The sequence below is a fragment of the uncultured Eudoraea sp. genome (assembly GCF_947258525.1).
Taxonomy (GTDB): Bacteria; Bacteroidota; Bacteroidia; order Flavobacteriales; family Flavobacteriaceae; genus Eudoraea.
Genome location: NZ_CAMYIP010000042.1, coordinates 1 through 13251, shown reverse-complemented (window position 1 = coordinate 13251; position 13251 = coordinate 1). Strand labels below are relative to the sequence as shown.

The 13251-nt window shown below is 39.4% G+C and carries 14 protein-coding genes; 2 read left to right on the top strand and 12 right to left on the bottom strand.

Going from position 1 to position 13251, the window contains the following annotated elements; all coding sequences use genetic code 11:
- Positions 1-342: hypothetical protein (locus Q0X89_RS02765; protein WP_297691082.1), on the top strand; the 342-nt coding region annotated here is incomplete at its 5' end.
- A gap of 112 nt (positions 343-454) precedes the next feature.
- Here Q0X89_RS02765 and Q0X89_RS02760 read toward each other — a convergent pair.
- The 9 genes from Q0X89_RS02760 to Q0X89_RS02720 all read right to left on the bottom strand — a co-directional run bounded on the left by Q0X89_RS02760 (position 455) and on the right by Q0X89_RS02720 (position 9203).
- Positions 455-640: a hypothetical protein gene (locus Q0X89_RS02760; RefSeq protein ID WP_297691081.1), complete on the bottom strand. Its 186-nt coding sequence runs from the start codon at positions 638-640 to the stop codon at positions 455-457.
- 94 nt (positions 641-734) lie between these two features.
- A complete protein-coding gene (locus Q0X89_RS02755; RefSeq protein WP_297691080.1) occupies positions 735-1100 on the bottom strand; it encodes a hypothetical protein in 366 nt (121 codons plus the stop codon).
- Positions 1101-1168: 68 nt separating this feature from the next.
- Positions 1169-1921 (bottom strand): DUF6090 family protein, encoded by a 753-nt coding sequence (locus Q0X89_RS02750; RefSeq protein WP_297691079.1) that lies wholly within the window; start codon positions 1919-1921, stop codon positions 1169-1171.
- 34 nt (positions 1922-1955) lie between these two features.
- Positions 1956-2789 (bottom strand): SDR family NAD(P)-dependent oxidoreductase, encoded by an 834-nt coding sequence (locus Q0X89_RS02745; RefSeq protein WP_297691078.1) that lies wholly within the window; start codon positions 2787-2789, stop codon positions 1956-1958.
- 154 nt (positions 2790-2943) lie between these two features.
- Entirely contained in the window at positions 2944-3291 is a 348-nt protein-coding gene (locus tag Q0X89_RS02740) for a VOC family protein (protein ID WP_297691077.1), read from the bottom strand.
- A 99-nt stretch (positions 3292-3390) separates the two neighbouring features.
- The gene (locus tag Q0X89_RS02735; protein WP_297691076.1) at positions 3391-4815 is read right to left on the bottom strand and encodes a DASS family sodium-coupled anion symporter; all 1425 of its coding nucleotides are present in this window, start codon (positions 4813-4815) and stop codon (positions 3391-3393) included.
- A 126-nt stretch (positions 4816-4941) separates the two neighbouring features.
- On the bottom strand, positions 4942-6402 hold the full coding sequence (locus Q0X89_RS02730; protein ID WP_297691075.1) for a glycosyltransferase: 1461 nt from the start codon (positions 6400-6402) through the stop codon (positions 4942-4944).
- A 147-nt stretch (positions 6403-6549) separates the two neighbouring features.
- The gene (locus Q0X89_RS02725) at positions 6550-8976 is read right to left on the bottom strand and encodes a CehA/McbA family metallohydrolase (protein ID WP_297691074.1); all 2427 of its coding nucleotides are present in this window, start codon (positions 8974-8976) and stop codon (positions 6550-6552) included.
- On the bottom strand, positions 8973-9203 hold the full coding sequence (locus Q0X89_RS02720; protein WP_297691073.1) for a nitrilase-related carbon-nitrogen hydrolase: 231 nt from the start codon (positions 9201-9203) through the stop codon (positions 8973-8975). Before Q0X89_RS02720 ends, Q0X89_RS02725 begins: the two co-directional genes overlap by 4 nt.
- Positions 9204-9683: 480 nt before the next feature.
- Here Q0X89_RS02720 and Q0X89_RS02715 point away from each other — a divergent pair, with 480 nt between their 5' ends.
- Entirely contained in the window at positions 9684-11141 is a 1458-nt protein-coding gene (locus tag Q0X89_RS02715; RefSeq protein ID WP_297691072.1) for a glycosyltransferase family 4 protein, read from the top strand.
- A 143-nt stretch (positions 11142-11284) separates the two neighbouring features.
- Here Q0X89_RS02715 and Q0X89_RS02710 read toward each other — a convergent pair whose 3' ends face one another.
- From Q0X89_RS02710 to Q0X89_RS02700, 3 genes are all read right to left on the bottom strand, one after another.
- Positions 11285-11824: a dihydrofolate reductase family protein gene (locus Q0X89_RS02710; protein ID WP_297691071.1), complete on the bottom strand. Its 540-nt coding sequence runs from the start codon at positions 11822-11824 to the stop codon at positions 11285-11287.
- A gap of 3 nt (positions 11825-11827) precedes the next feature.
- Entirely contained in the window at positions 11828-12280 is a 453-nt protein-coding gene (locus tag Q0X89_RS02705) for a DUF1428 domain-containing protein (protein WP_297691070.1), read from the bottom strand.
- Positions 12281-12355: 75 nt separating this feature from the next.
- Entirely contained in the window at positions 12356-12877 is a 522-nt protein-coding gene (locus Q0X89_RS02700; protein ID WP_297691069.1) for a GNAT family N-acetyltransferase, read from the bottom strand.
- Between the last annotated feature and the right edge of the window lie 374 nt (positions 12878-13251).

Sequence of the window (13251 nt, the reverse complement as noted above, 5' to 3'; positions counted from 1 at the left end):
CTGTTTTTGGTTCTAATCCAGGATAGTACGCTTATAACCTACCATGAATACTGGCTATTCCTAATACAACCCATCATATTTTTGATGTTAGTTCACGCTTTCACTCCTGAGGTAGAATTAAAAGACACGGAAGCTTATTTCAGGAAACGGATCCCTATAGTTTTTGGTCTTAAAGCGCTATATATTGCCTTGCATTTGATTCCTGCTTTTGGCGTTAGCATCGAGGCGATGTGGTTACGGATTATTGGAATAATTATTTGTTTAATCATAGCACTAACACGCAATATAAAGGCCATTTATGTATTTGAAATTCTCTGGATCCTGACCTTATATTTCAGATAAAGATCAGGATTTCAGAGTGAGTTAAGCCTGTTTTCTCTTGTTCCATTTACGGATACGCATCATCACTTTTATTAGCTTCCCGTTATCCACAAAATGAAGAGATGGTACTTAGTTATGTCTTCTTTGTTATAGACAGATTGATAACTATTGCCATAAGCAACCAGATAATAAATGTTTCCCCATGTGTCATTTCGTAGGATGAACCGGCCATTTTGGCTGCCAGCAATACAATGTAAACAATAATAGGGGATAAAAACAGGCTAATTACAAGATTCAGAATCGATTTTTTGTAATCCATAATTCATTGATTTAGTTGATTAATAATAGAGTTATTTTATATGTTGTCTACTGATCGATTTAATGTTGTGATAATTAATCATAACAATCCTTTTTTAGTAATTCCTTTTAATTAAAATTAAGGTGTCTACTGTATCACTTTTTAGATTTTCCAGAACCCGCTTTCGCTTTCGTTGTCTAAGGTTTGCAGAAATTAAAGCCCATAATCCAAGAGTTAATGTAACGGAAAACATGTACCCATACCCACGGATAATTTGAGTTCTGGGATAGGCTATTTGCAAATCAGCGATTTTATCTTTTATTTCAGAAGGCAGGCTACTTTCAGCTACCTGATCCAGAAATCTGTGAAACTCAATGATCAGTTTATTTAATTCATCATCCGTGACCCGCCCGTCTTTCAGGAACCTATCACATTCGCGGTATACAAATCCCAGATATTTTTTACATGTTTCAATGTTCATTTCGTATTGTTCTTAATAGTTTTTTTAATCGCCGCCTATTGTTAAATTAATCTTACCACAAATTAAAGTCATTTTGAGTTATTTAAATAAGCATCTATGTGTTCTATTAAACTTTGGGAATTGGTAAGAGAAAATTCGAGCTCTTCTTTGGTTTCAGTAAATAGAATCCTCTTAAAATTGCTAATGCCCTGAAATGTGGCTGCAAGATGACTGTTATCTATTTTCTCCCAAACAAGTGAATCTATCAATGGTCCCTGGTCATGAATTGGCGTGGAGCCAAAAGTATAGGTGTTTACATAGGATGTAATTTTTCCCCGATAATCATTCGTGGTTTTTTCTATTCTGTCCTTTAGAAAGAATTTCTTATTGTAAAAATTCTTGATATTCGCCCTTAGAGAATCAGAAATTATTTCTATCAAGCCAGTCTGGCTTAAGCCATTGTAAGCATTCGTATTGTACACTATCTGAGCACTCCAGTTTGGATTAAATTCATGGCGCATAATATGAATTAGCGTATCTAAAGTTGCACCCTCTTTAGCTACCCTTGCCCTTAAAGACTCATTTAATTGATATTGCTCAATAATAAAGGGCAGCTTTTCTTTGATCAACAAGGTGTCTTGTGCAAGATCGCTCTTTAAGGCTATAAGTGAGTTTTTAATTTGGACTTGTGTTTTCTGATTTTCATTCCAATTGTTAATGGACAACGCAATCAGAATTCCAATAACAACCAGCAATATTTCTCCAATTGCATATTTAAGGTACTTTCCGGTTTTTCCTTCCGAAAGTAGATTTTGTCTAATTACCCGAAAGAATTTTATCATTGGTTTTTTGGTTGGTCATAGTTTCTAAATAGATCTACATAGTTAAAGTGAGTCCACCGTCTACGGTAAGTGTTGAACCAGAAATATAACTGGATTCATCTGAACAAAGAAAGATAATAGCTTTTGCTATCTCTTCGGGACGACCAGCTCTTTGTAAATGTACCGTAGGAAGCAATCCTTTATCGTACAAGTCGTCACCAACAATACCCCTCAGGCGTTGGTGCATTGGTGTATCTGTAACACCCGGACATAATAGGTTTACTCTGATTCCCTTTGGTGCTAACTCGGCAGAGACACTGCTCGTTAATCCAATGAGCCCGTGTTTAGAAGTCACATAGGCCGATCCGGTTGGAAAACCGAGAAATGAATTAACGGAACCGATGTTTACAATTGCTCCGCCATGACCAAGCTTGAGCATAGCCTGGGCTTCATATTTCATACAAAGAAATGTACCCTTTAGGTTAATGTCTATGACCTGATCCCAATCCTCTTCAGAAAGATCCGTTATTCCAAAGAATTTTCCTTCTATACCGGCATTATTAATTGCATAATCCAAACGGCCAAATACTTCTATAGTATGATCCACCATTTGCTCTACACTCCTGGCAACAGAAACGTCAGTCGTGATGGCAGTTGCCTTTCCACCTTTTTCCCTGATAGAAGCAACCAGACTTTCAAGTTCTGCTTTTCGACGCGCAGCGACAACAATATGTGCGCCTTTAGCCGCAAAAGCCTCTGCAGTAGCCCTTCCAATTCCACTGCTTGCCCCGGTGATCAACACTACTTTTTCTGCCATATTACTCATTTGTTTCTTTTTTTGTTGGTTAATATCTAATAAACTTTTTGTTATTGGCTTATTGATTGTCATAGTCACTCCTCCCTGGTTTTACAACCTTCGTGGTGAAGCAACTTTGGCCAAGCATAAATGAAGACTGGTAACTTGGTGCATTTAGCCCTAAGGTACTAAATAAGGCTTGAAATTGAATGCTAGAAAATGGAGAAATGGCGTTCAACCCCTTGTTTTATTTGTCGGACCAAACGGCCAATTCATTACCCGAAGGATCAAGAAAGTGAAATCTGCTTCCGCCCGGAAACGAGAAAATCTCTTTTGAAATGCGTCCTTTAAATCGGATTACTTTATCCTTTATTTGCTCCAGATCTTCATGATAAAGAACCACCAGGGCACCATTGGTAATAGCATCCTCAGCTTGTTCAAAGCCCCCTGCCAGGCCGCTATTTGAAAAGGAAGCATAGGTTGGGCCATAGTCTTTAAACGTCCAGTTAAACACCGCTGCGTAAAATGTTTTTACCGCTTCAAGATCTTTGGCTTTAAACTCTATATAACTAATGTGGTTATTGATAGTGCTCATTTCTATGAGTTTAATTTTATTGATTCATCCTTAAATTAGTAAAAATTGGGATTTGTACGTTCTCATTCAATAATTCTTTTTGTTCAATCATGAATTCCCTTATACTGACGATGCCCACATAATCCATGGGGTTGCAAGAAGGAAGATTGCCGTATTCAAAACCGTGATGATGGCACCTTGTTTATAGATATTTTCCGATGGTAAAAAGCCACTCCCGGCGAATAAAACATTTGAACTTGAAGCCTGGGGCGTCATCACCGCAAAATAATTTGTGGCAAATGAAAGCATAAAAGCCATTAGTGCTGCAGGTACCTCGGCATTTACAGCTACCTGTAAAAAAACGGCGTATAAAGCCAGCAATTGTGCTGTTTGACTGACAAAAAGATAGTGAATTACAACATATAATACGGTCAGGAGGATATATACCGTAACCCAGTTAAATCCACTTATTTGGTCAGCTATTTGAGCACCAAGGGTTTTCATAAAACCCATTTCATTCAGCGAGGTACTCATCATATATAAAATAGCAAACCATACATAGGTTTCCAGGGCATCTCCACCTCCTTGTCTGATATCTTCTAGGGTATAAACATTAGACAATATGAGTATGGATAAACCAAGAAAGGCAACAATGGCTAAATTGATATTCAAAAGCGGGGAAAAAGCCCAAAGCAGGATCATTCCAAAAAAGGTAATACCCATAATCCTTTCTTGCTTACTCATGGGCCCCATTTCATGAAGTGCTTTCCTGGCCATTTCGGGAGCTTCCGGGGTATGTTTAATTTCCGGCGGAAAGAGTTTATACAACACCATGGGTATTGCAATTAGTGCTATGATGCAGGGAACCGAAGCCACAAAAACCCAATTACCAAAATTCATGTTTACTCCGAATTGAGCAGCAATTCCGGCACCCACCGGGTTGGCAGCCATCCCGGTAAACCATAGCGCTGAACTTATAGTGTGTCCGGAGATGGCGGTCATCATTAGATAACTTCCGGTTTTGTTTCTGCTCTCTGGAGTTGGCAAAGACCCGGTGTCCAGGGATAAAGCATGGGCAATTGGATAGAGGATTCCCGATCTTGCCGTATTACTTGGAATGGCAGGTCCCAGGAGTGTGTCTGTGGCAACAATACAATACCCCAGATTTAAGGTAGATTTTCCAAACCGGCGAATTAATAAAAATGCGATACGCCTTCCCAGGCCCGATTTAATAACACCTTTTGCCACTAAAAAAGCAGCTAAAATAAGCAGTATAAAGCTCTCTGAAAATCCTGAAAAAGCTTTTTCGGGAGTAAGAACTCTGAATAGGACTACCGCTACCATCGCCAAAACAGATGCCGTAAAAATAGACAGGGCATCAATTAGAACACCTATGATGGCGGTTATAAAAATGGTGAACAAATGCCAGACATTCGGCGACAGATCCCAGGGAATTGGGAGATGCCAGATAATTATACCCAATACCAGGGTGATAACTCTTTTTATCCATCGCATTTTCTGGTAGTTAGGTGATGATACTTCCATTCAGTTTAACTCATTTGGTTTAATTAATTGGTATTTTAGTTCATTCCTGATCACAGCATATTACCAGGCTACCTTATTCTTTTATACAGCTCTTTAATATTTCGATGCTTAACCAAAAACCAGGAGTCATCTTATTTTAGACAGGACCGATAGCCAGGAGGAAATCTGGTTAAATAGTGTAAAATTGCCAATAACCCTGATTTGTCCGTTAAAGCCCCATTTATCTCTCTCTTTAGGACTGTTGATCATGGTTTTCAATATGTTTGCCAAACTGCTTATATCTGTAGGGTCCTCATTAATCTTTCCGTTAATATTGTGCTGTACCTGAAATCGCAATCCTGCCGCACCCGAGACCAAAACCGGTCGTTGTTTCCACATGGCTTCGGTTGCTGTTAACCCAAAACCCTCCTGGATGGAATTTTGGACAATAATATTAGAAAAGCGCTGCAGGGCGTTTACAATCAATGCATTTTCCTTGGGGTTGTCTAACGGCAGCAGCAAAATGGCAATATCTTCCTGTAGTTCGGGATCAATGGATCGGTATTGTTCAATCAATTCGTTCAGTACTTCCTCTCCTTCCGGATCGTCAGCCACATATGCTGGGTCCGGTCCGCCTAAGACCAATCGTGCCGCTTTAATCCTTTTGTAGGGAATACTGGATCTGTCTCCGGCAGCCTCATTTTCCCTTTTCATCATGATAAAGGCATTCATAAGTTCCTTAAAACCTTTTAGCCTGTCCCAACGGGAGATTTCTGTAACAGTTGGTCTGTAGATAAGATCCAGCTTGCTGTTGTGATTTACTGTGTTGAAGGTGCCATCGGGCATTACACGCCTTGCCTGGTGGTCATAAAAACCAAAGAGCAAAGGTTCACGGCCATTGACGATGCCTGCTTGCAATAAGATACTGATGCATTTATCCGTATGCAGTGTTCTGTTCTTATGGCTCAGGGGATCAATGGCTGGTGTAATAATTGCGGTTTTTTCCTTCAGTTCTTCAGGAACATAGGTAGTGAGACTGAAGACGAAATGGTCATAGGAGTCAAAATAGCTCGATAGAAATGACCAGACTCCCTGGGTTGTTTCATTTTGTTCTTCCAAACCAATATGACAACGCCATACCAATTTCACATTTCTTTTTTTAGCGATCATTGCCGCGAGCGGCATAGGTTGTGGATCGTGGATTACAACCAAGTCTCCATCGCTTATAGCAGCTACAGCTCGCTCTGCATTCTGGGCATTTACCTGCTCAAAAATGGCTCGATCTTCATCAGTAAAAATACCATCACCGCTGCCGTGTATTGCATTGTGTATTCGTTTGGTAAGGGTAAAAAACAATTCATCACTGGCTTCAATGACCATCCATTCTATCTTTACACCCAGAGATCTCATAATTCGTATTTGGCTGGGCAGCATCTCTGCTACACCGCCCCCTGTAGCGGTAGAATTAATCATCCAAATAGTACAGCCTTTGAGGTCGGCAACCGATTGTTTTGTGGTTTCTAAAAATTCGTTTACCAGATTAAACAAGCTGCCATAGGCCTTGTAATCCTCAATTTTAGGACCGTCTTTGATGTTTATCTTCTGCATGAAAGTTGGTTTATTTTTGCTATTATGGTCAATTGTTTAAGAGCTATTCCACATTAGGATTTTTCAGCTAAGAAATCAGGCTGTTTAAAAGTAATAAAATTTAAAGTAGGGAAAAGCCAAAGTAATATCATAGCTGTGTTTCTGCTGCTATTTAGCGGTTTTGATGATATTCAATAATTTTTCCTGCGCTTTAGAAAAATGAGCAGTGACATTAGGAATTTCCTTATTCAGATAGTTCGTTTTCACAATTTTATCCGAGACCTTAAATGCTTCCAGTAGTTTCCTGGCCGCCTCAATTTTGGTGTTGGCTGATGTACTCCCAATCTCATAAAACCAAATAGGAGAACTTTCTGCAAATGGGTAACTGTCCATCATGGGCCAATCGCTTTTGCCCCCGGAAACCCGTGCTGTAACCCATCCTCCTTCAGGAATTTGAATAGAACCCTTGTAGGTTTCACTATCGCTGCCTTTACTTTTTTTAGTCCAGACTACTTTTCCATTGACGAATATTTCCACTTTCTCATAAGGAACAGGGGAATATACGTTTAGCAGCCAACTGGCTTTACTTTTTTTGGCGGTCACAACGCCACCTACCTCATTATCATCTACAGAAAATAAAAGTTGCGGGCCATTACTAACAAAACTCCTCCCTTTTTTTAGAGCGTCTAAAAAGCTTTGCTCAGTTAATGCTCCCTCAGGTTTTACATATACTCTGGTGGCGCCAACAGCCATAGTTCTGTAATAGTCGTTCATTACATCACTGCCTGCAGATATAGCAATTGGAATACCCAGGTTGAGAAACTCGTGCCACAATGCGGAAGTCCCGATTTCATCTGTCCACAAACACCCCAATTCCAAAATATCTACTTCTTCCAGTACAGCATCCGCTATCAATGATTTTGGAATAGCCCCGGCTGCTCCTTCTTTAAAAGGATCTTGCACAGCTACCGGGTGCACATAGCCCGAAACCGCACCTTTTTCTCGTGCAAATCGTAAAGGTTCGGCATTTAACCGGTCGTCATTTCCATAAATATCGTAGGAAGGACCCCATACCCAGGGCCAGAAGAGTTCCTGGGTTCCGATTATATTTAAATGACCAAAAAAATGTGAACGAACCTCTTGTCCGAACCTTAACATTGGGGTTCCCTCATTTTTCCAATGTATCAAATCCTGCTCCAGAAACCGATTACCTAAATTAGCCACCAAGGGGTAGCCAATAGTTATGCCCTCGGCTTTAAGATCTATAAGAATATCTTCAGGCTCTAATCGGTTTGTACCACCATAGTTTAGATGGAAATGATTATCCGCAGCATACCAACCTTCTTTGTTTGCATCCCATATCATTGTCAGGTTTATTTCTGTTTCCTTAGTGCCTTCACCTATCTCAACATTCTGGATATGTTTTGAGGTTGAAAAACCATGGGCAGCCGTAATGGTAAGCTCTCCAATAGGTGCCTCTATTTCAATTTCTCCCGGGGAATAGAAAAACACTAATCCATTTTGCCCTTCAGAATGAACAACTCCTTTATTGGGAATAATGGGATGTCCATTGCTATGGGTAATGTTAAACCTAACTGCTTCTGTTTTTCCATCTACTTTGCTATGGATCTTGAGTTTGCCGGTTGCTGTTCCCCAATTCCATTTCTTTATTGTTAGAATTTCCGGTGAACCACCATTGACACTGATTCTTTTTAGCTCGGAAACTTCATTTTCATTGTATTCTGCAAAATAGACCCAGCGACCGTCATAGCTAAATTTTGGAGTTAAAGGAAGGCCTTGACTTTTAGTAAGTAGCATCCTGCTTTTGGGAATTGTAATGTTTAGCAATCGAAGCTCGTAATCGTCACCATTGGGCCAGGTATAGGCTAAAGTTGTATTATCAGGTGAAAGAGTAAAAGCCGCTTGAGATGCAAAGTTTTCCTCTGCCAGATGGGTAGATGTGTTTTCAGTAATATCTAACAGCTCTATAGAATCATAGGAAAATCCACTTTTCTTTAAGTATACTATTTTGTCACCTTCAAGTGTTGGAACAGGAAGCCGCTCTAGACTCTTTTCTTGAGTAAGAACACTAATTTCTGATGAAGAAAGATTTATTTTCCAAAGATCAAAAGACCCATTTTTAGCAGAGGAGTAATATACAAAGTCACCCGATGATGCAAAAACAGGGTCTAGGTCCAGGGCTTCTGTGTCAACAAGGATGGTCTCTTTTTTTGAAAGAACGTCAAGCAAAACAATTTGGGTATCTGAGCCATTGTCCCTGACAAAAACGATTTGTTCTGCATTGGGAGACCAATTCGGCCTGGAATCAATGCCACCAGAAGTGGTTATCCTCATGGCTTCCGATGTATCTAGATCCAGCATCCATAACCATCCTTTGGCGGAAAATACAACCTGATTATCACGGGGAGATGGTGCAGGATCCAGTGGACCGGAATTTAGGACAGGAAGCTCAAACCCTTCCAGGTATACATGATGACCATATCCGTCCACTTTTGGATATCGATTTTTCCACTGCGCATTTGAGGATGGGATACTAAAAAGAAGAAAGCAAATTAATAATATAAATTTTCTCATGGTATTTCAGGTTTTAAATAAAGGTCATCTAATTCGGCTCTTTTACTGTTAGGGATCAGCCACACCCAATCTGGATAGCCGGGAATAAAGGCCTCAGGAAATACCATTAAGTCAACACCTTTTTCTCCCGCATCTAATATCGCTTCACAAGCTTTCTCCACAGTTTGTTCTTTATTTAAGAATATTGGGGAAAGTTGTGCGGCTGCTACCTTAATGTTTTTTCTCATCTTGCTTATTCTTTACAATGCTTTGCCCATGATTATGACAAGCCGTAAGTAAATGAACCTGTCCGCCTCAGGAGTACAGGCACAAATTTTTCAGCCCATTCTTTTGAGAAATCGGCGTCATGAAATTTATGTAAAGCTTCTATTTTCATGTAATTACTATATCGAAAATGTCCTTATTATTATTAATTCAATATTATCAACAGCTTAGTTAAAGCCAACGTTTTAATTGCCGTAAATTTCACAACTTAAAGGTTTAGCAAACAAGTTAAGAAATATAAAGCCACTTATTAATTCTATCTGAAATTAAAAATAACGATCTCTTAAATAGACGGGCATTTTTTTGGGCTTCATTTCTTTTTTTCTCCACATGTTAAATTTTATATTGGTTATATTGCACCTAACTGCAGTGGAAAAGAATCTATAGCACAGTCCTCCCGGCAGTCTTACAAAACGACGTTGAATACTAAAAAACCTAACTTTATGATTAGACCTTCTAACAACGAAACCAGTGCAAACAATGAAACGGATCCTTCCGGGAAATATGTAATTTTTCAGCTTGGTTCTTATCCCTGGCAATCCCCGGTAGAGGCAACCTCCGGATCAGGAATATTGCACGAGGCACAACATGAGGTTTTTAATACTATGGAAGGTGTAGCCAGCTATTCTATATTTCCGTCCGGATTTGCCCGCCAAAAGAACGAGGACTTAAATAGAAATGATGTCAGAATCTATGAAATGGATTCCGAGGTACCTGAGTATAGTCATCCGTATGGCCACAGATGGTCAGGAGTTAGCGAACAATACGTTGATAAATTCATCTCAGAACATGTAGACCTGGTTTATGACTATATGCTGGAAATAGAAAATACTTTTGAAGCGGGTTCCGAAATCCAGCTTTTTATAGCGCATCACACATGTATAAACTGCATTATCGCAAAACAAGTAATGGAAAAGAGGGCCGCTAACGGGTATTCTATACCACCAATAGTTACGTATTTGCATGGCACTGCGATGATAATGATGATGAATGAATTACGTGAAACCGCGTTGGTTGATGCAGGAAATTCTGAGGGCCAAATAACATCTGTAGAAAGAAAATGGCCATCCTCATTTCACAAACAATTGACTGAATTGAAGATTTTTGATGACTGCACCAAACCGGGTAATGTTAATTTAGCCTACGCTATTTCCGAAGAAAACATGGAAGTGTTCTCTGATTTGTTTCCTCAGTTTGATAAGAATCGGTTTATTTTGGCAAATCCCGGCTTCAATAGCTGTTTTGTCCCTCGTCCTAATATAAAACTCGAAGATGTGTTAAAGGAAGCCCGGCTTAAGCATCTGGGTTTGACCGAAGAGAAAACCTATGATGTTCGAACAGATTACAAACACATGGTTGTTTTTGTAGGGCAATTTGTTGGCTGGAAAAGAATAGACGCGGTACTGCGCGCCGCCAGGATTTGGGAGGCGGAGTTTGGAGATGAGATTCTTACCTTGATCGTGGAGAAACAGAAAAAAGATTACAATATTGAGTTGCAGAACTTAAACGAAAGACTTGGTAACAAGAATACCTGCTTTGTTGGGCCGCTAATGCAGCCAGAGTTGGCTAAGTTATTTGCAGCTGCAAATGTTTGCACATTTCCATCAAAAGCAGAACCTTTTGGGATGGTGTTAATTGAAAGTCTTGCCTGCGGAGTTCCGGTAGTAGGGGCTGATTCCGGCGGTCCAAGGGATTTTATGACCAGTGATGTTGGATATTTGGTTCCTGAAAATGATGATATAGAAGTGTTTAGTGTGCACCTGGCCAAGGCGGTGATTAAGGCTATCAAAGAAGACTGGAAATCAAAGATGTCTGAAGAATGCATCAGGGTGGCTGCACCTGTTTCCAATTTTAGGAAAACGAAGAAACTTTTGGAGGACACACGGGCAATGATTGGCTGAATCCTTTAGCATGCCCCTTTTCTAATGCTGTGGTCTACGGGGTCTGAAGAATTTTATCATTTGTCAGTAATTGGCAATAATGAAGGCTAAGAGTGTGGCTAAAGGAACATATACATTGGCTTTAAACCTTGCTATATAGTTTTTTACTTTTTTCGTTTGTAATGACGTTGCGTTATTTGATCTAAATATGTTTTAGTTGTAATTAATTCGAATTTCAGCTCGTTTGGCAGTTCAGAAAACAATGAAGAGCCACCACCCAATACTATTGGAATTGTCGTAATTATCAATTCATCAATTAGATCAGCTTTCAGAAAGTTACATATGGTAGTACCTCCATCAATGTAAAGACGATTGTATCCTTTTTTATTAATCTGCTCTATAATTTCAGTAAGTGTACCTTTTATTAAAAATGCTTTTTCCTGGTGACTTTGCGGTATTTCATTTAACGTATTACTCAATACGAAGACCGGCTTGTCATATGGCCAATCAACGTCAAATCCGCATACAGTTTCAAAAGTTGTTCGCCCCATAACAAGAGCGTCAATATTGTTAGTGAATTCTACATATCCCATATTGTCATTATCGGGATTTGGAATTGAATAAAGCCAATCTATTCCGCCATTTTTATCAGCGATGTAACCATCAATACTTGTTGCAATAAATACACTATTTTTTTTGGTCATTTTTTATTTAACCTTACTATTATTTGATTGGACGAGCGGATGGAATCCTCCATAAGCCATCCGTTTAGCATCAAAAACCATTCTTGACGGATTAATCAATGAAGCAATTAAATCTGTCATCCTTGGGTCGGCCGCGACCCGCTTATTTGCCAGATCGCGTGCCTCTCGCGATTCGAACACCACCCACCCAAATACAATGGCTTCGTCCTCTTGTGCATCTAAGAGTTCCGGGAAAGAACGTGTACCTTCTAATTTTAAATCCTCACCAACATACTCACAGTAGTCGAGTGCGCCATGTTCCTTCCATATCTCTGCAACCGTTTCAGCCACACGCTTGTATTCGCTGAGGTGATTTTGGGGAATGGGAAGGACGAATCCGTCTATGTAATGTGTCATATTTTTCTCCTTAGCTTTAATTGGAATCTCTTTTTTCATACTGATAATGACTTTTTTCAAAGCACAGCTTACTTTGAAAATTGGTTTAGTGTTTTAAAGTCAAATTTATAATCAATCGATTTTCTATACCCGGTTTTAATTATTTGTTATAAGCTCTTTGTCACACCAATACCAGGTACAATCTTCACCGCCTGGCTCATAAGGTGCATATTTGTCAAATTGCATCCCAACTTTCTCCATCACCCTGATTGATGCTTTATTCTCATTCATTGCAATTGCGATTATCCTTTTTAATTTGAGTTTATCAAATCCATAAGTCAAAATTGCATGAGATGCTTCGGTAGCTATACCTTTTCCCCAAAATTCTGGCAAGAATCTATAACCAATATCAATTTCATTAAATTCAGGCAGATAGGCCAAACCTGCCCAGCCTACAAATTGCTTTCCATTTTTTAATGTAGTTGCCCATCTACCATATCCATACTTTTCATAGTCATTGGTTTTTTCTTTAATCTTACCGTAGATATCTTCTAAAGTTGTGATTAGGTCTTCTCCAGTGTATTTCTGAACCTGATGATTTGAGTGTAGCCGGAGCATATTCTCTGCATCTGTAGGGACCAATTCTCTCAAAATCAATCGTTCAGTTTCTATTATCATTTTAATAGCTAATAAGGAGGAATTTACAGATAAAGATACCTCAATCAAATAACTTTCCGTTCGCTCAATTCCATTAAGACAGTAGAGCAGCTTACTCCCCGAATCCCTTATACGCTTTGTACTCCGCACAAAAGTATTTACCGGACCTTAATTTGAAGATCAGTCTTCAGATTACACGTTGTAGTATTGTGATTTCGTTTACTACGGAGTTTCAGGACAATTCACCAGATAGTAGTTAAAAACTTCATCCGGATTTTTCAGCTCTTTGTTATTTAGTGCCCTCACCAGCTCCTCGCAATCACTGAAGTATTCCATTAACCTTTTTCGTTTGAGCCCCAGGACCCCCTGGGTCACACGGACCATTTCCCTGTCTC